Annotated in this window: 15 protein-coding genes; 4 read left to right on the forward strand and 11 right to left on the reverse strand. The window is 40.4% G+C overall.

Features of this window, described 5'->3' with window-relative positions; genetic code table 11:
* Positions 1–8 precede the first annotated feature (8 nt).
* The gene (locus EO98_RS15795; protein ID WP_048142512.1) at positions 9–1223 is read right to left on the reverse strand and encodes an ABC transporter permease; all 1215 of its coding nucleotides are present in this window, start codon (positions 1221–1223) and stop codon (positions 9–11) included.
* A gap of 637 nt (positions 1224–1860) precedes the next feature.
* Between EO98_RS15795 and EO98_RS15800 the strand changes: the two genes are divergently transcribed.
* Entirely contained in the window at positions 1861–3156 is a 1296-nt protein-coding gene (locus EO98_RS15800) for an ATP-binding protein (RefSeq protein WP_082098645.1), read from the forward strand.
* Between the two features lie 416 nt (positions 3157–3572).
* Here the strand turns inward: EO98_RS15800 and EO98_RS15805 are convergent, their stop codons facing one another.
* The 9 genes from EO98_RS15805 to EO98_RS15855 form a co-directional block, all read right to left on the reverse strand.
* Positions 3573–4829, reverse strand: coding sequence for a COG1361 S-layer family protein (locus EO98_RS15805; RefSeq protein ID WP_048142289.1), 1257 nt, complete (start codon positions 4827–4829; stop codon positions 3573–3575).
* A gap of 242 nt (positions 4830–5071) precedes the next feature.
* Positions 5072–5959, reverse strand: coding sequence for an ABC transporter ATP-binding protein (locus EO98_RS15810; protein ID WP_048142291.1), 888 nt, complete (start codon positions 5957–5959; stop codon positions 5072–5074).
* Between the two features lie 132 nt (positions 5960–6091).
* Positions 6092–6577 carry a GbsR/MarR family transcriptional regulator gene (locus EO98_RS15815; RefSeq protein WP_162197899.1) on the reverse strand — a complete coding sequence of 162 codons (486 nt, stop codon included), beginning with the start codon at positions 6575–6577 and terminating at the stop codon, positions 6092–6094.
* 224 nt (positions 6578–6801) lie between these two features.
* On the reverse strand, positions 6802–8016 hold the full coding sequence (locus EO98_RS15820; protein ID WP_048142295.1) for an ABC transporter permease: 1215 nt from the start codon (positions 8014–8016) through the stop codon (positions 6802–6804).
* Between the two features lie 35 nt (positions 8017–8051).
* Positions 8052–9308, reverse strand: coding sequence for a COG1361 S-layer family protein (locus EO98_RS15825; protein ID WP_048142298.1), 1257 nt, complete (start codon positions 9306–9308; stop codon positions 8052–8054).
* A 20-nt stretch (positions 9309–9328) separates the two neighbouring features.
* Positions 9329–10033: an ABC transporter ATP-binding protein gene (locus EO98_RS15830; RefSeq protein ID WP_082098646.1), complete on the reverse strand. Its 705-nt coding sequence runs from the start codon at positions 10031–10033 to the stop codon at positions 9329–9331.
* A 3371-nt stretch (positions 10034–13404) separates the two neighbouring features.
* The gene (locus EO98_RS15845) at positions 13405–15201 is read right to left on the reverse strand and encodes a DEAD/DEAH box helicase (RefSeq protein WP_048142305.1); all 1797 of its coding nucleotides are present in this window, start codon (positions 15199–15201) and stop codon (positions 13405–13407) included.
* Positions 15202–15712: 511 nt separating this feature from the next.
* On the reverse strand, positions 15713–16138 hold the full coding sequence (locus tag EO98_RS15850) for a hypothetical protein (protein WP_048142307.1): 426 nt from the start codon (positions 16136–16138) through the stop codon (positions 15713–15715).
* A gap of 246 nt (positions 16139–16384) precedes the next feature.
* Complete coding sequence (locus EO98_RS15855; RefSeq protein ID WP_048142309.1) at positions 16385–17173, reverse strand: DUF1638 domain-containing protein; 789 nt, start codon at positions 17171–17173, stop codon at positions 16385–16387.
* Between the two features lie 287 nt (positions 17174–17460).
* Here EO98_RS15855 and EO98_RS18600 point away from each other — a divergent pair, with 287 nt between their 5' ends.
* Both EO98_RS18600 and EO98_RS15860 read left to right on the forward strand, forming a co-directional pair.
* Positions 17461–17622, forward strand: coding sequence for a hypothetical protein (locus tag EO98_RS18600; RefSeq protein ID WP_156161159.1), 162 nt, complete (start codon positions 17461–17463; stop codon positions 17620–17622).
* A 31-nt stretch (positions 17623–17653) separates the two neighbouring features.
* Positions 17654–17995 carry a carboxymuconolactone decarboxylase family protein gene (locus tag EO98_RS15860; RefSeq protein ID WP_048142311.1) on the forward strand — a complete coding sequence of 114 codons (342 nt, stop codon included), beginning with the start codon at positions 17654–17656 and terminating at the stop codon, positions 17993–17995.
* A 109-nt stretch (positions 17996–18104) separates the two neighbouring features.
* Here the strand turns inward: EO98_RS15860 and EO98_RS15865 are convergent, their stop codons facing one another.
* Positions 18105–18464 carry a helix-turn-helix transcriptional regulator gene (locus EO98_RS15865; protein ID WP_048142313.1) on the reverse strand — a complete coding sequence of 120 codons (360 nt, stop codon included), beginning with the start codon at positions 18462–18464 and terminating at the stop codon, positions 18105–18107.
* 363 nt (positions 18465–18827) lie between these two features.
* Between EO98_RS15865 and EO98_RS15870 the strand changes: the two genes are divergently transcribed.
* Entirely contained in the window at positions 18828–19532 is a 705-nt protein-coding gene (locus EO98_RS15870; protein ID WP_048142315.1) for a class I SAM-dependent methyltransferase, read from the forward strand.
* Positions 19533–19602: the final 70 nt, after the last annotated feature.

Consider the following 19602-nt stretch of genomic DNA (forward strand, 5'->3'; position numbering starts at 1 on the left):
TTAGCCGGTTACTCATGCCTCAAAGCATCTACAGGAGCCAATTTTGCGGCCTTGCTTGCGGGATAAACCCCTGCGGCAACGCCCACAACTATAGCAACTATGAGGCCTGCCACAAAAATATAAGGGGAATAAAGGAAGGGAAGGTTAAGGAGGTTTGTGGCGGCATAAGCTCCTCCTACTCCCACTCCTACTCCAAGGAGACCTCCGAAGAGGCTGATGATAATGGATTCTATGAGAAAGAGCAGAAGAATATCAGTGCTTGAAAAGCCAAGTGCCTTCATGATCCCTATTTCCCTGGTGCGCTCAGTAACTGTCACAAGCATGATGTTCATTATTCCTATCGAGCCCACAAGCAGGGAGATAAGAGCTACTGCAACAAGGAAATTTCTCAGGGTATCAGCAAGCTGGTTTGTTTGCTCAAGGACATCCGCCTGATTGAAAATCCGGTAGGGCTTCGCGTCTTCATCGTTGATATCCCTTGAAGATACTCCAAAGTTCCGGGCAAGCCGTTTATCCACCTCTTCCGAGACTTCTACCACTTTCTCGATGTTGTCGGACATGGCAAAAAAGGCCGAGAAATCATCTTCTTCTAGCATCTGGTTGATGGTTGAAACTGGGATAAAGATGCTCACATCCCTATCGATCCCCCCTCCTACGAAAGATGTAGCAGGGCTTTTAATGATGCCTTTCACCTTGAACTTCCGGGTCACCGTCCTGCCCCCTTCAAGACGCAGGGTAATGTCTATAGAACTGCGGGTGGATATGTTCCTATCAAATTTTTCGTTTGCAACTTTGGACCCGATTGCTGCAGAAAACGCATCCTGGTCACTTATGAAACTGCCTCTTTCCATAATGATATTGGCAGTATCCTCATAGTCTCCAGTTACTCCCGCGATGTCTATGTTTTTATTCTGGGAGAAGGAGGTTACCACACCAAGCTGCTGTTTTATGGGAGAAACCCCACTGATGCCGGGAGTTTTTTTGATTATTTGAAGCTCATTGTTGTAAAAAAGGTTTGGTTCCTGGCTGTAAATAATAATAAAATTGGAACCCTGGGCATTTATCTCCTCTTCAAAAAAAACATTGAAACTCTCCCCAAGAGAGACGTTCGCCACCACCGCAGCAATCCCTATGATAATGCCAAGGGTAGTCAGGCCTGAGCGGAGCTTTGCACTCGCTATGCTCCCAAGAGAGATACCGATAGCTTGCCTTACCTTCAGCATACATCCTCCCATTTTAGAGTTCCGGGCTGCTTAAGCTCTGAATCCTATTTTCGACAGGTATATAGGGAGATTAAGGGTCTTCAGCCCTCAGGCAGTCCATTGAGGATTAATTTCCACAAAACCCAGCAGATATTAATGTACAATATTTCCCCGTAAATGTTAATGTACAATATATCCCCGTAAATATCAATGTACAATATTCCCTTGTAAATATTAATGTACAAATATATAATAAATCATTGTTGGAAGAAATGGGAGTTTCGATGGGTATTCTGCTCTAAGGTTCTCATGTAACACAGGCGTTAAAAACAGAACAAACTTCCAAACATTACAAATTAGCACATTTCTTATATATGCTGATGTTATATGATAGGAAATATAAGCATATGTATGAAATACTGAAAGTTAAAACGAAATAAAAGATAAATAAACATCATTTTGAGAATTTTATAACCAGTTTCTAAACACTTTAAGCTAGATTTTGAGTGCTGAATGTTATCATTTATACCTCCACCGCCTCTGCTTCATGCCCCATTCAAATCTTGACTGTGCGCTGAAAGATGCACTATTGTAAACACATGGAGGGGGAAAGATTCTGACAAAAAATACTGACAAATACCCTGAACTTTTTTCAAGCATTCCACAGAGCTCACAGCTCTCCGCCGTATATAGTGATCTCGAAGAACTGGCAGAACTACACGTTGCCTATTTTAAACAAGGGATTGAAAGGGGAGATCACTGCCTCTGGACCGTCCAGGATTCGCTGTCAGCCGAAAGAGCAAAAAATGAACTTGAGAAGGCAGGAGTGGATGTCGGGAAATATATCACTTCGTCTCAATTAGAGATTCTGCCAACCGGCACACTTTCAAAAAGTATTCTCCTGCTTGAGTCTGCAGTAAAAGAACTTCTGGGGGCGGGGAATGATAAAGCTCTTTCCGAAGGGTTTCCTGGATTTAGAATAAATCTCGATATTAATAGAGCTGAAAGCTCCCTCAAGCCCTGCCTTGAAAGGTTAGAAGAAAGCCTTAAAGAAATTAATCCGGATAAAAGAGGCAAATTTACATATCTCTGTACTTTCCCTCTTGATGAATTATCAGGCAGCTCACTTCTTGATCTGGTGGAGGAAAAGGGCGTTCTCGTTAAAAGAAAAGGCAAATGGGAATATCTGGTGAATACATGCAACTTAAACGGGCACAAAGAACTTGAAATCACCCTTCTCAAAGCAAAAAATGATGCTGAAGCTACAAACAGGGCAAAAAACAGTTTCATAATGAATATGAGCCATGAGCTTCGAACTCCTCTCAATTCAGTAATAGGTTTTTCTGACCTTCTGCTGGAAGGAGCTTTCGGGCCCATGAATACAAAACAAGCAAAGTACGTCAACAATATCCTGATAAGCGGAAAAAGCCTGCTGGAGATTATTAACAACCTGCTTGACATTTCAAGACTTGAAGCCGGTGAAAAGACCCTCAAGTATGAGGACGTGGATGTTGCCAGTCTCATAGGGGAAGTGAGAATGAGTCTCCTTTCGCCTGCTTCGGTTAAGAAGATCATTGTTGAACTGAAGATAGACCCTTCTGTGGGAAATGTTCGGGCTGATATTACAAAATTCAGGCAGATCATGTACAACCTGGTCAGCAATGCCATAAAGTTTACTCCCGCAAAAGGAAAGGTCATCATCAGTGCCTGCAAAAAAGAAGGAGTTCTTGAGGTTAAGGTTTCGGATAATGGAATAGGGATTTCAAAGGAGAGTCATGAAAAGATATTTATGCCCTTTACACAGGCAGATTCTTCTGCAGCCCGTGGGTACGGTGGAGCTGGTCTCGGATTATATATTGTCAGGAACTTTGTAGATCTTCATGGCGGGAAGATCTGGATCGACTCAGAGATCGACAAAGGAAGCACGTTTACCTTCACCCTTCCGGCAGAATAGGAAAATACATCTCTCCCGGAGAATAATACGAAAAAAGCAAACTCTTCCCTTAAAGGAAAAAAATCGAAAAAAACGGGTTCGGTAACTGAACCCGAATATTGAACTTAGAATACAAGTTACTTAAAAAGCGAATTGAAATTAAATAATTCTGCAAAAATGAGCTGGGTCCAGCGGAAGACACCTGTCATAAAAAATTGATCGAAGCTGGTGCAGGGATGCACTGGGGGTTTCCGCAATAACCTCCCTTACGAGCCAGGGGTTGTAAAGGCAGTGACCAATCTGGCACTGCCTATACTTCCGATGGGTCAAGAAAGACATATTTGAACTTCTATATTCTTATTGCTTCTAAAATATCCGATTTAAGGATTATTCCTAATAGATCCGATTTAAGGATTATTCAGGGATCTCCAGAGCACTTATTTATTTTTCTGCTGCTTTTTTCTGTAAATCAGTACGCTGATCGCGATAAGGGCGACAAGCAGGATGCCGCCTACAATCATACCTGAACTTCCTCCCTGATTTTCCTCAACTTGCTGAATACGAAGATTGCTTACCAGATTTTCGTGTTTATTTATACCGTTGCCGTAAATTGCAGAAAGGCTAAGATTTATCGGTTCAGAGTTTTCTCCTACGTTTTTCGAAGATGGATCTGCTATAGCATCAAACTCTATTGTGAAAAGCTCATCAGCATCCATGGGGCCGATGAAATATTCGGCAGGGTAAAATTTCACCCCTTCAGCTTCAGGTTTGATGCTCACGGAATTAAACTCATTAGGGTGGTTATTTGCCACATCAAACTCGAGGGCAGCTTCGCCGTTTACCAGTTTGAGGGGCTTTGAAGGAATCACCTTTACATTCGAAGAATCAACTTCAAGCGGAATGTTCTTCCGGCTATTGTAGTCAAAAGAGTTGCCTTCTATTGCAAGTTCAAGGTTGTGAGTTCCCTCACCTGCATCTTCAGAAACCATAACGTTAAATGTCAGTTTGATACTATCCCCTGGACCAAGAAGCCCCATCTCTCCGTAGGGAGCCTCAAGAACAACTATTCCCTCAGATAGCGGTCTCAAAACTGCGGCCTGGATTCTCGCATTGGTATCATAGTCTTTTCCATCAATAGTGACGGTAGGAGTTGTTGCGGTATTGCTGAGGGTCACTGTAACAGTGCCCCTGTCTCCAGGCATGAAAGCTTCAGGGTCAGAGATAACCTCTTTGAGTTCCAGAGTACCTTTGCTGTCAAAGGTTTCAGTCCCTATCCTTATATCAAAAGTTTTCTCACTCCAGGGGCTGGTTTTATCGATCCTTGTACGGATGTCAATTGACCGGATTCCCTTCTGAGCATTCTTGTCCACGAAAAGGTGAAACTCTTTGGATGCAAATTTGTTAGGGGCAAGAGCCCCTATATTCTGTACTGCGTTTGCCTGGGAATCAAGGGAAAAGGGATATTCGGGGACTATTTCAATATCAACATTTTCTGCCCTGTCTCTACCTACGTTTTCTACCTGAACTGTTAGGTCAAGATACTCCCCTATTTTAGCAGGGTAAGGGTTTGTTTCAACTATTGTAACTTTCAGGTTTGCACTTGCAGTCGCAGCAGAAGCAGGTGCTGCAAAAATAAATGAAACTAAAAGTAGAAATATAACAACAAAAGTAATTGGGTTTTTCAGTCCTGTCATTTTAACTCATCCTGATTGACTAAATTTGGAAACTTAATTATTAGGTGTAGGCTGGGTTACTCTGGATTGTTCTGATTTCCTTGGTTATTCTGAGCATTGGATTATTCTGAGTATTGGATTATTCTGAGTATTGGATTATTCTGAGCATTGGATTATTCTGATTTCCTTGGTTATTCTGAGTATCATATTATTCTGAGTATTATATTATTCTGAGTACAATGAATTTTCCGAATTATTCTAGCTTATTCCGAATTTCTCTGGATTATTCCGTCTTTTACGAGCACTACCCTGTCAGCATACTTCGCAATATCTGGATCATGCGTAATCATCACGATAGTCCTGCCATCTTCATTCAGTTTGGTAAACATGCTGAGGATTTCGCAGCCTGTTTTAGAGTCCAGGTTTCCTGTAGGCTCATCCGCAAGGAGGATTGCAGGATCATTGATAAGAGCTCTGGCAATAGCTACCCTTTGCGATTGCCCTCCCGAAAGTTCACCTGGTTTGTGGTGCATACGGTCTTCAAGCCCTACCATTTTTAAAAGGTCTTTTGCCCTTTTGCGCGTATCCACACCTTCTCTTGTGTTAGCGTAGGTGGGCAGTTCAACATTTTCAAGAGCTGTAAGCCTTGGAATTAGGTTGAATGTCTGGAATACAAAGCCTATCTCAAGCCCCCGAAGCTTTGCAATTTCCCTATCAGATAGTGTATTGATATCAAGGCCTTTAATTATGATCTTCCCTTCTGTAGGTCTGTCAAGAAAACCTATGAGGTTCATAAGTGTACTTTTTCCTGATCCTGAAGGGCCCATTATAGCAAGAAATTCTCCTTCCCGTACTGTTAGATTGATGTCGCGAAGAATAGGAACTTCCATATCTCCCAGGGTATAACTCTTTTTAACATTGATGATTTCTATTACCGGGGCTCCTTTAAGCAGATTTTCTCCTTCGGTATCGTTTGCCGGGCGACTGGAACGGGGTAATTCACACTTAAATTGCTCTTCATCTGAAGTTTCATCCGAGGCAAAAAGGCTTTCTTCCGGAGATATCTTTTCTTCAGTTTCCCTACTTCTACCTGCTCCCGGGTTCGAATTTCCGGGAGGAGATACTTCGTGATCGAGTATTTTGGTCTTCATGTCCACTTCTTCACTGTTCACACTTTAAATATATTATTCTACTGAGTGCTGTACAATATCAACATTTTCCTTGTTTTAAGCTTTAAACGTTTGTTATCCATCTCATTTTATAATATCAAATCTGCAAAATAATTATTTTTCCCGATTCAGATTTTCAAGTTTTTCGATTACTTCTTCAAGTATGGTGTCAAGCTTGAGCATATCTCTGTGGTATCGTTTAAGGATTTCTATTTTTTCCTTCTGTGCCTCGCTGAGGTCTTCATTCTGATAATGCTCGATCATACGAGGGATTTCAATAGTTGCAGGTTGAATTTCACTTGCCTGTGCTCTTATCAGCTGTCCGATAGCAACCCTTAAGATGTCCTTGTTTGCCCTTACATAGACTTTCCTTGTGCCGGGCTTTGTCCCTCTTACAATAAAACCCGAAGGCTCAAGCTGACGGATCTTGTTGCTTACCGAAGCCAGGGAATAGCCGGTCTCCTCAGCAAGCTCTTTCATTGAAACCTCTCCCGGTTCGATAAAAAGCTTGGCAACTATGGTTGCAGTGAGACTGTCCATTCCGTAGGCTTTGCCAACCCTTTGATAATAATTAATAAACTCCCTGTCAATCTGATCCATAATCATTCATTCAATCATTTATTACTTTTAGTATTTAGTAAAAATAATGTAAATAGAAGTTACTTAAAAGTTATTCTTGCCCTATCAATTTTTAGTCGGTCTGGCTAAAAAAGAATCACTGGAAAAAGAAACGCTGGAAAAGAAACGCTGGAAAAAAAAGCTGAAGAATGCTGAAAAAAGAAAATATTGACAAGATAAGGGCCATCTTCAAACTTGAAAGACCCTTACTCATACCTTAAGGCATCCACAGGATTCATGCTTGCAGCCTTTCTTGCGGGATACAGCCCTGCACCTACACCTACAAGGACCGAAACCAGAATCCCGATTTCGATTAGCTTGAATGGAAAAACCGGTGGAAGTTTAAGGGCATTTTCAAGGATGTAAGCTCCAAACCCGCCTATTGCAGTTCCCATCAGTCCCCCGAAGACGCTAACCATCACGGACTCCAGCAAAAAAAGGGATTGAATATTGGAGCTGCTGTAACCTACGGACTTCATTATACCAATTTCTCTTGTACGTTCGGTAACTGTTACGAGCATGATATTCATAATCCCTATCGAACCCACGAACAGTGAGACTAAAGCAAGGACGAGCAGGAAAGAACTTAAGGCAGCTCCTAATGCTTCGGTCTCTTCAAGGACATCTACCTGATTGAATATGGTATAAGGCTTTGCATCTTCATCCTCAATATCCCTTTGAGGAATTCCGAAGTTCCTGGCAAGCCTTTTATCCACTTCATCCGAAATATTGCGGATATTCTCAGAGCTTTCTGCCATCGCAAAGAAGGCTCCATAGTCCTGTTCTCCGGTCATCTCATTCATGGTCGAAATAGGGATATAAATTATCATGTCTGTACTGCCGTCTCCACCGACAATAGTTTCTTTTGAATCCTCCAGAACTCCTTTTACTTTGAAGCTTTTTCTTACAAGCGTACCGTCTTCCTGTCGGAATGCAATATCAACAGTGCTTCTATGCGAGATACTCCTGCCAAATTCCTCTTTTGCAAGGTCATACCCAAGAACAGCAGAGTAAATGTCCTTATCAGTCAGGAAACTTCCCTCTTCCATTTTAATTCCCTGGATTTCCTGAAAGTCCCCATTTACACCCACAATGCTCACACTTTTAGTATCTGAAAGATAGTTGATCTCTCCTGATATTGTTTTTCTGGGAGAAACTCCCAAAATTCCTGGAGTATTTTCAATTATTTCAAGCTCACTTTCATAAAATAGGTTTGGTTGGTCACTATATGCAATTATGAAATTTGAGCCTACAGAGGCGACCTCATTGGTAAAAAACTGATTGAAGCTGGCACCAAGGGATGCGTTTATGATTACTGCTGCAATGCCTATCACAATTCCGAGCGTTGTGAGTGCAGACCGAAGCTTGGAGCTGCGTATACTTCCAGAAGCAATATGGGCTGCCTGTACAAATTGTATCATATTTTACCCCCCTAAATATGATATTTAGCCAATCTTCATCTGCTTATTGTTTTTTTCTTTCTGTAGATTAGAAAGGCTGCAGGGATAAAGACTGCAATAAGTCCACCTGCAATTGCAACTGTAGAGTTTGTCTCAGGAGTCCGGGAATCCGTTTCAAGGTTCAGATTACCTGCAACATTTTCGTGCCTGTTGATGCCATTGTTGTAGTTTGCAGTTACATTCATGCTTACGGGTCCCGAAGATTTTTTACCGGTATCCGAGGAACTGTCTATCATTGCATCAAACTTTATTGTGAAAAGTTCGTCAGGATCCATAGGTCCGATGAAGTATTCGGCAGGGTAAAACTTTACACCTTCAGCTTTAGGTCTTATGCTGACAGAGTTTAGTTCATTAGGATGGGTATTTGCTACATCAAACTCTACGGTAGTTGTCCCATCCACCATCTGTAGTGGCTTTGAAGGAATTACCTTTATATTCGAAGAATCGACTTTAAGCGGAATGTTCTTCTTGCTGTTGTAGTCAAATGAGTTTCCCTCAATTGCAAGTTCAAAATTGTGAATTCCTTCCCTTGCATCTTCTTCAACCTCTACATTGAAGGTCAATTTGATACTGTCTCCCGGGCCCACAAGTCCCATTTCATAATATGGAGCTTCCGAAACTCTTATTCCGTCAGACAGAGGCCTCAAAACCGCAGCTTGGATTCTCGCATTGGTATCATAGTCTTTTCCATCAATGGTAACTGTAGGCGTAGTTGCTGTATTCTTAAGAGTTACTGTAACAGTTCCCCTATCTCCAGGCATAAAGACTTCAGGAGACGAAACGATTTCTGCAAGCTCAACGGTACCTTTGCTGGTAAAGGCTTCAGTACCTATCCTGATATCAAAACTTTTCTCACTCCATGGATTGTCCTTATCAGCCCTGGAGTGAATCTCAATAGGACGAACGCCTTTCTGGGCTTTTTTATCAACATACAGATAGAATTCCTTTGTAGCGGTTCTGCCAGGATTGAGAGCTCCAATGTTCTGCACAGTGTTTACATTGGAATCCAGAGAGAAAGGATACTCAGGGATTATTTTTATGTCAATATCATTGGCTTTGTTCTCTCCGATGTTTTCCACCTGTATGGTCAGGGTCAGGTATTCCCCTATCTTTGCAGGATAAGGATTTGTTTCGATAATCGTTACTTTCAGGCTCGGACTACCTACAGCCGCTGAAGCCGGAGACACAAAAACAGAGGCTATCAGAAGTAAAGAAAAAAAAGTTGCGATGAAATGCTCTTTAATCAATTCCATGTATTCCCCACCTTAGTTATTTAGTTATATTGAATTACTCCATCTTTTACGAGCACTACCCTGTCAGCATATTTTGCGATCTCAGGGTCGTGTGTAACAATAACTACTGTCCTTCCCTCGTTATTCAAATCCATGAATATTCGGAGGATCTCAGAACCTGTTTTTGAGTCCAGGTTTCCAGTCGGCTCATCAGCAAGGATGAGCGAAGGATCATTGATAAGTGCCCTTGCAATTGAGACCCTCTGAGATTGGCCTCCGGAAAGTTCTCCTGGCTTGTGGTGCATACGGTCCTGCAGTCCCATAAGTTTCAGGAGTTCCGTTGCACGCTTTCGTGGATCGATGCTCCTCGAATTGGCAAAAGTTGGGAGCAAAACATTCTCAAAAGCGGTCAGACGAGGAACAAGGTTGAATGTCTGAAAAACGAAACCTATCTCAAGCCCCCGGAGATGGGCAAGTTCTTCATCTGACATTCTGTGCAGGTCCCTCCCCCTTATAATCACCTGCCCTTCCGTAGGTCTGTCAAGGCAGCCTATAAGGTTCATTAAAGTACTTTTCCCTGAGCCAGATGGTCCCATTATAGCCAGGAATTCTCCCTTTTCTATTTTAAGGTTAATACCTGAGAGTACCGGAACTTCCATGTCTCCAAGCACATAACTTTTCCTTACATTGGAAACTTCGACAATAGGGTACCTATCCTCAGATAAACTATTCTTATTAATGTTCACATCCCCCTCCCCAATTTTACTGAGATATGATCAGAAAAAATCACATTGAATAATCTCAATTGTTTTTACTCCTTATGTAAGAAAATCCATTTTAATCTATGCTCTCTAAATTTTTTTCAAAAATTGAATTTCAAGTCCAACTGTTGTCGATTTATGTCTGCCAATGCAGGCTTTTAAAACTGAACTTTGAAAATAAGCACTAGATACACTGTTTTTGACTCTTGAATAGACTATTGAGTTTCAGACATGATTTTTGCTTAAAATCACCGGGCATTAAAATAAGCATAGTTTTGGACAGTAGAAATCGGAAGTTAAGATTTGTTTCTGGTAGCATATGGCTTTTGCAGGAAATTTGTGCTCCCATCCCGAGACCTATCTTTGTTATTTTAAACTGCTTTCTCTCATACATCGGTTGTATAAATGTAATAGACAAAATCGAAAAACCGCAGTCTCTGAACCAATCAGTTTCAAAAAGTTATTCTTTAGCCGGGGCAGGCATCCAAATATTCAGGTCAAGGTTAAAATCTAAGTGAAACATTCAAACATCTATTGTATTAAAAAATATATGCCCTGTTATACAGGAGCTTGCCTCCAAATATTTGAGATCTATTATTCATAAGGAGATGTAATTCTGTCCAATTTATATAATCTTGTATATATAGCTAAATATAGCCACTGCCAGTTAGAAATTTGAACTGTATATCTCAAGAATAAAAGAAATTCTCAGCAATAATCTTTCTAAGTGGCTGAAAGAGTCGCAAGCTTTGGAGGCTTGATAAAGAAGGCTGTAAACAAACATTTCAGAGAAGTGCACTCAAAAGAGTGTACACAAGAACCGGTGTGAAAAGAATATGACATGTGGAGGGAGTAAATATGTTTTTTGGAATTAATCTCGGTATGTTTTTTGCGGTTGTTTTTAACTTTAACCTCGGTATGCTCTTCGGCTTCTAATCGCGATTGTTAGATCGAGGTCTTAGTTAAGTTGATTGCACGTATGATGAAATATGGATAATTACAGAAACAAAAATCTGGATAATTACAGAAACAAAAATCTGGATAATTGCAGAAACAAGAGAGGTAATGAAAATGTTCTTCAATCTTGTATATTCAAAGATCATCAGATATTACGAAGCAACCTTCTTCAGCTTCACTTACTGGATCTGATAAGGTTACATTGTAATAATCATGAAGGTCTCTGCCTGGATGTTTATCAAGGATATTGGGAATCCTGGGAGTCATTTATTAACAATTTTCCGATAATCACGATTGCAGAAGACCGTGTATAACGGGGGATGAACAAAATACAGGAAAAGAGTGGAGGGAACTGAAATGTTCTTCAACCTTGTATATTCAAAGATCATCAGATATTACGAAGCAACCTTCCTCAGCTTCACTTACTGGATCTGATAAGGTTACATTGTAATAATCATGAAGGTCTCTGCCTGGATGTTATCACGGATATCGGAATTTATTTATTGAGCTTATCCCAAAACCAATTTTAGTCTCTAATCAGTAAAGTTTCAGAACTATTTTCATGATCCGAAACTCTATTGATTATTCTGAATACGAGATTTAGAGAAGCAATTTTGAGTTTTGGGATCGGCTTATTAACAACTTTCCGATAGTCCCAATTGCAGAAGACCGTGTATAACGGGGGATGAACAAAATACAGGAAAAGAGTGGAGGGAACTGAAATGTTCTTCAACCTTGTATATTCAAAGATCATCAGATACTACGAAGCAACCTTTATCAGCTTCACTTACTGGATCTAATTAGGCAGCAATACCGGTGAAAAAATTAGATACTTATATGAAGTTGCCTGCTTTTCAGGCAACTTTATCTTTACAAAAGAAGTCTGTAATTATAACTTTTTTACTTTTCCTATATTTCATAATTATTTTCTTTATTTGATGGTTTTTTTACTTTTTTAATAGCTTCATCTATTTTTAATTTACTCTCTAATATATAATATAAAAGACATACGTAATATTTGAAATCACATTAAAAGCATCAATTTAGGGAGTGGGTTCAATATTTTTTAGACATTGTAATTTTCTGTATGGCATTCTGAGAGATGAATCACGTAGTTTAATAAAAAAACAATATGTATAGACGGTCTAGCTTTTTGTCACAATGAATTATTCTGTATCTAAATACTCAAAGACTACTATTTGTAAGGAGTAGTCGTTCTTTACATTATATATAAATTCATAATATACCTGTATATTGATACTCCTTTAGCAACTATAATTAGGGCTAAAAGTCCTAATATGCTCAGATCATTTTAAATATAGTCATCAATCAAATACAAAGTTTCTAGCTATTGAATCTAAAACCCTTAAAGCCCTTAAGCTTTTTAGCTAGATATCTCTGCAATTGTTTGATGTCTGCTATAGTTCAAGAATAGGTGTGGGAGTATAAAGCGGAATGGGGGGTTGGAGAAGAGAACCGGTAAATCATTGAAAATTGGGCTCAATTTCGGTTTAAGAGCTTATCTCAAAACTCACAATTTGCTTTTTGAATCTTGGAGTTTGGAGAATCAGTCAAGTTTCGGATAATTATAGATAACCCTGAAATACCTTAATAATTAGAATAAAACAGGTTTGAGATCGGCTCTAAAGGAAATGGCTTTGAACGAGGAAGAACAGCATTCTAGGAGTGGAGGGATTTATAATGTTTTTCTATTTAAACTACATAAAGATTACTTTCTATATGCAGATCGAAAGGTTAAGAATAATGTATATAAGTGGCTATGGAGTCCTCAACAGGTAAAGTGCACGTTTAGACGTTTACTGGTCAGCCTTTGAATAATGGGACAGTAAGGACTCAAGTGCTTGTTCAACGAAAGATTGTGGCATCCTTACTGTTTCATTGTCAATGGTAATCCAGAATAATCGTGTGAGATAAACTATTCAGAAGGAGAAGTAAACATAGAGCTTCAGCCGGAATAAATCTATTACATGTGACAATTTTCCTTCTGGGTTTAGTTAACCCGATCTAGAGATTTATCCGGTTGGAGATCTAAAATCTTGAGGGTTTTTGATTCATCAAAAAGGAAATGGAATAAATTTTATAACAAGTATTTAACTAATTTTCAAAAATATAAAATTAAAAACTTTTACTGCGTTTATTACAAGTATTTTACTAATTTTCAAAAATATAAAATTAAAAACTTTTACTGCGGAAAGTCGGATGCAGTGGTCAGAAGAGAATTAGAGGTCCAAAGATAATTCAAAGTCAAGAAAGAATCAAAGCCAGAAACAAATATCTTCGTAAAATTCTGCTATCAAAAAATTACCCGAATTCCGAAAACTTCACTGCTCCCGGAATCCTGAAAAATAAGAAAAAGAATAAGTTTAGAAATGGAAAATTTATTTTTTCACACTTCTTGAGCTACCGCTGCTTCTTGAGCTACCGCTGCTTCTTGAGCTACCGCTGCTTCTTGAGCTGCCGTCACCTCTTGAGCCACCACCGTTGCCTCTTGAGCCACCGTTGCTTCTTGAGCCACCGTTGCTTCTTGAGCTGCCGTTGCCTCTTGAGCCACCGTTGCTGCTCCCATCGTTTGAGCCTTTTGTGCTTCTTCCCCTGGATTTCTGGGCAAGTTCCACGAAAGGTTTGCTTCCTTTTCTTTTATTTTTGAAGATGTCAAGCAGGGCTTCAGCCTGAGCAAAGGGGATGGATACGAAGGAGAAGTGGGGGAAAATCTCTGCGTCCCTTAAGTTCATTTCGCTGTCCCCGATTTCCTGCTGTATGAAATCGGCCAGTTTTTCCGGAGTCATGCCGTCGGCTTTTCCCATGGCTATGAAGATCCTGGTTTTGCCTTTTCTGTCGACATAGGAGCTGCCTTCGGAAATTTCAGTGTACATGCTCTCGTCGAACTTTTCCTTGAAGGCATACTTTAAAAGGGCAGCCAGGATTTTTTCTGCGGGGTATTCCTCAAGGAGCTTTTCGCTCATCCCAAGGCAGTCCCCATATTCTTCTGTCTTTATAGTGTTTTCGAGTTCGGCTTTTACTCTTGCCCTTTTGGCTTTTATTACATCTTTTATCGCAGGGATGCGGCCTTTCTTCATTTCTGACTTTGAGGTCTTCTGTATGTAAGTGAGCCGCCTGAATTCCGAGGATGTAACAAAGGTGATAGCAGTTCCCTGTTTGCCTGCCCTTCCTGTCCTTCCTATCCTGTGCACATAAGACTCTGGGTCCTGGGGCAAGGTATAGTTGATGACATGGGTCAGGTCCATGATATCAATTCCTCTTGCTGCAACATCGGTTGCTGCGAGGATGTGTATCTTTTGCTTCCTGAACTTGTTAAGGATTTTTTCCCGCTCCTGCTGGGAAATGTCTCCGTGAAGGGCATCAGCTAAATAACCCCTGTCGCTGAGTTTCTGAGCAAGCTGGCTGGTGTCGATCTTTGTCCTACAGAATACAAGCCCGTAGAATTCATCTTCGATGTCGATGATTCTGCAGAGGGCTTCAAACTTGTCGCTTTCCTTAACCTCAAAATATATCTGTTCGGTCAGGTTTGCTGTAATTTCTTCTTTCTCAATTGTAACATGCTCGTAGTTCCGCATGTACTTCTTGACGATTCCAAGGATTGTCTTTGGCATTGTGGCTGAAAAGAAAAGCATCCTTTTATCAGGGCCTGTTGCCTTTAAGATTTCCTTTATATCATCAATAAAGCCCATGTTCAGCATTTCGTCGGCTTCGTCAAGTACGAAATACGAGATATGTTCGAGATTGAGGCTCTTTCTTTCAATGTGGTCGATGACCCTTCCCGGGGTTCCTACGACAATGTCCACACCAGTTTTCAACATGCGAAGCTGCTGGGTCATGGACTGCCCGCCATATATAGGGGCAATATACAGTTTTTTATCTCCTTTTAGGGAGTTAAGCTCTTCTGAAACCTGGATTGCGAGTTCCCTTGTAGGGGTCAGGATTATTGCCTTAACATGTCCTGATTTCTCTGGAATTTTCTCTATAATGGGGGCTCCGAAAGCTGTTGTTTTTCCTGTCCCTGTCTGAGCCTGCCCTATAATATCAGATTCTCCTTTCAAAAAAAGTGGAATTACCTTTTCCTGAATCGGGGTTGGTTCTTCAAACCCTTTCTTTTTGAGGGCTTTCAATGTACTGTCCGAGAGCCCAAGCGCCTTAAATTTTGCTAATTTTTCCATGTACTCACTCTATAATTTACAATTATTTTTCTACAAGTCTTGCAGATTGCAGACCTGCTGTTTGCATACTTTCTGCCGCATGCCCGGCAGTTTCCTTTGCGGAAAAGCCCACTTATCAACACCGGTACATGATACCGCTAAAAACAGGTAAACACACCGTATAAATGGTTGATCTCCCCGGGACTGCGAAAAGTTGCCTAAAACCAGGGAAATTCAGAATTGACATGCATAAACTTATACAGCAAAAAAATAGCTTTCTTGGATAAGTTCCGGACACTTTTGAATTCTTCCCCGTGATACAGGCAAATGAGTAACCAGACCTGTGGTCTTTTACTCCAGTGGATACTCCCTACACCCCTTGCCTGTATATAACCCTTTGCTACCTTTCGGGCAGGAACCTCTCAGAAGAAGCTGTGAACTCCGGAGAAAAACCATGATTGAAAATTTGTAAATCCTGAATCAAAAACGTGTTGCGTTTTGAATGTATTAATTCTCACAGTTCATGGCTTATTCAGTACCAGCCTTTTAGGTGAAGCTCGTCTGTTAACATTTCCTTTAGAAGGTTCATCCTGTCTATGGAGTTTCGGATCTGCTCCGGCTTGTCCAGCAATTCTTCACATCCCGTTTCTTCCTGAATGGTCGTAACCCTCAGGAGCTCTGCAAAGTTTACGCATTCATCCAGAAACTGGTTAAACAGCCTGCGAGCCGGCACAAAATAATCAGAAGTCCTGAAATCCGGCTGGATGGTTTTTTCGTATTCTGCTCTCTGCTTCATCTCTGCGGCCAGGGTACGGGCTTCAACATAATCCCTGGCATTCAGAAAGTTTCCCAGATTTTGCAAAGTTGTGCCTATGTGCTGGATAAAATAAGCGACTTCAAAAGCCCACTGCTTGTCATAGTTCGTTCCGGGTCCGGAGTTAAAAGAAGAGGAGTTCATCTACCAGGGTCATCTCCTGCTATATATTCTGTTATTAACTTTTATTCTGTTATTTCGCTTTTCTCTTTTACCTATCTCTAATCTATCCAGAATAATAGCTGTAGAAAGGAATGAATAAAAGATTAACTAATTCTTTCGGATACGATGTGTGTTTTTCGAAATGTCACTTTATCTTAGCAGCTTTTAGCTGCTTTACGGAACAATCTCTTCACCACTTTTTGAAGTATCTTCACCATTTTTGTCCTTCTACTTCTTAAGGACTTCTTCCCTTGCCTTCTCATAGCATCTTTCAATCAGTTCCGGACTGCCCTCCATATCCACTACCACAAACCCGAAACGGTCTGCAAATTCCCTGACTTTTGACTCAAACTCTTTTTCGTAACGAAGTCCCGTATCTACTTTAGCGACGTTTTTGTAGCCTGAATAATCAAAAACCATTTTTGTCATTTCAACATTATCCGGATCAGGCGTGATCCTTGATGCAACCAGCATCTCTTTCCAGTAAGTTGCTCCCACCGGCGTTAGAAAATAAGTGCCTGTACCTTCGGACTTCAGTTTTGAAAGAAAAGATCCCCTGCCTCCAAGCACTGCTCCCACACAGTCGTCTACAATTTCCCCTTCCCTATCTGTCAGGATAAATACAGGAAATCCGTCGGTTTCAAAGTCTTTCTCAACGCTTCCAAGCACGTTTCCGCAAAGACCGTATAAGAGCAGGACAGCGTCAGAGTATTCCTTCATCCTTTCAATGGTTTCATAGACCACTTCCTTGAGCTTGTCAGGAAAGCCGTCCAGGGCAAATTCGAGAAGGTCAACAATAAGGGTGAATCTGCCACTGTCTTTTCGTTCCGAGATTAAGGGGATTTTTTCAAGGGGCAGCAATCTGCAGGAATGCCCGATTTCATTCAGTTTACGGATCAGCCCTGAGTTATTATCGCTATCAACAACGATGACATCTTCAATTTTGGGTCCTTTTTCGATAAGATGCACGACTTCGTCTTCAAAAATTCTGCACCCGATTATAGTCATAACAGGCATTGCGAATTTCCTCCCTTTTCCAGACCGTTAAATAAGTCTGATGTAGCAAAATCTGATGTAGCAAAGTCTGATGTAGCAAAATCTGATGTAGCAAAATCTGATGTAGCAAAGTCTGATGTAGCAAAGTCTGACATATGAATCCATAGCCGGAATTTCTCTTTTTGCCGGATTGATTTAACATGTATCAAATATTCTTGATACTCATCCAGATGTTTTTAATGTGCAATTCATTAATACTACATAGTATTACTGATTTTTGGAAATCAAATTATTTAGGTGGCTGAGAAATGGGAGACGAAAAAGAAGGAACGCAGGAGAAAAAGGCAGAAGAAGAGTCTAAGAATAGTATCGAACCTGATGACGAAGACCTTCTGTATACGCATAAGCCTGAATCCCAGGGCAATGAAATGCGCTGGAACACCACTTTATGCAGAAAGCAGGGGCGTTAAAAACCTTTTTTCATTACCGGAGGAGATTTTAATGTCATTTTTAAACGAAATGTTGCCTGAAACTGCCGAAGCTTTTGGACAGTTGAGAAATTCTATTTTCAAGGACAGTTTCCTTGACATTAAGACAAAAGAACTGATTGCTGTTGCCTCGTCGGTACTCATGCGCTGTCAGTACTGCGTTGATGTACACTCCCAGAGGGCAGTTGCAGCAGGGGCTACAAAAGAAGAGATCGCCGAAGCCATTTCAGTTGCCATGTTTGTAGCTGCAGGGTCGCAGATTGGGTGGACGAACATATACGGTGAAAACGTCTACGACAAAATTTTTGAAAAGGATAAGGACGAAGAAGAATGCTGTTGTTGCTGTGAGGACTGAAATCCTCCAGGCATTTTCATTTTCAGGCTTTTTACTGGTTTTTCTTATCTTCTTTGTTTTTGTTTTTCTCGGCTTTGTTAATCTTTCTCTTCGGTTCGAGTTTAACCTTTTATTCTGATTTTTTGTTTTGCATCTGCGAGATGATGTTCAAAATATTTCCAAATTCAGGGTTTAACCTGTAAAACTTCCATTTTGAGCTGCTGTAAGCTTCGACAATCCCGCAGTTTTTCATGATAGTCAGATGATGGGAAACAAGGTTCTGCCTCTCGTTTAACTTGAATATCAGTTCGCAAACACAGTGGTCTCGCTGAGATAGAAAATAAGCAATTTTTAATCTCATCGGATGCCCGAGAGCGCTGAATATCCCACTGGCTTTTTTAATGTCATTGTCCAGAAAATCTATTTCCTGGGTCATTTTCTCTTCCCATTCCTTTTTTTTCTCAGGATCCGCAGGGCAGCAATAGCTCATAAATAAAAGAAGTTAAGCTTTCTAAATAAGGATATTCATCTCAATTTTGTTTGATGTCAAACATGTTATTATTTATATTTGATTTTTTTTCAGAACCGCGTCTCATTTATACTGATTAACTTTTTTTCAAATTTTTCTGTATCTGCGTGAAAAGGCGGTACGGCTGTGAAAATTAACTGCCCAAAAAGAAGGGTCTTTAACCCAAAAGCTATATATATTTATGCACATATGGGTGAAATTGTGGTTATCTCCTCTTGAAATCACAAATCAGTGAACTTAAATAATAAAAAATTATTCAATGTAAAGCTCTGATTGTATGGAGAAAAGGTATCACAAGAAGTAAGACTCGGGGGTATAAAAAACATGTCGAAACCAAAATCTGTCTGGGAAGAGTTTTTTGCAGATAAGAGAAGCGGAGGTCACAGGTCTTCATCTGAGGAATTTATTTCCAGAGAAGCCAGGGAAAAACTCTTCCATCTGGATGGGGGCAAAACACTTCTTGACTTTGGTTGCGGGGCCGGAGAGCTCCTGGTTTATTATGCATTGGAATATGAAAGGCTTGTAGGAACCGATTTTTCCGCATCAATGCTTGATGAAGCAGGTAAAAGAATCCGGAAAAGAAAGTCTGAAAATATAGCTTTAATCCTTGCTGACGATAAAACTGTCTGGGAAAAGCTTGATTCCTCCTTTGACCGGATAACTGCAGCTGGAGTGATCCAATACCTCACAGATGAAGAAGTTGATACTTTTGTTTACAATTCATCAAGGCATCTTAATAAAGGAGGTAAAATAGTCCTTTTTGACCTACTGGATCCTCGCTTATATCCATTATGGAAAATAGGGTTCTTTTCACGCGACTTCGGATACTGGAAAATCTTTCGTAAAATAGGCTTTGAAGTTCTCACAGTTATATCAGCGAGCTTAAAAAATCGCCCAAAAGATATTCTCGGATATACTCATAAACCCCGTACAATAGAAAGTATTGCAAATAAACATGGGTTTAAGATGGAGTATGTGCAGTCCATGTATTATGAGTACAAGTACCATGCAATAATATCTCGTGAGTAATAAGACACTACTATTCAATAATATATATTGAGTTTAGTTATTTCAATTGACTAAAATGATTTCTTCCCAG

Origin of the sequence: Methanosarcina sp. 2.H.T.1A.6, assembly GCF_000979455.1 — an archaeon.
Taxonomy (GTDB): Archaea; Halobacteriota; Methanosarcinia; order Methanosarcinales; family Methanosarcinaceae; genus Methanosarcina.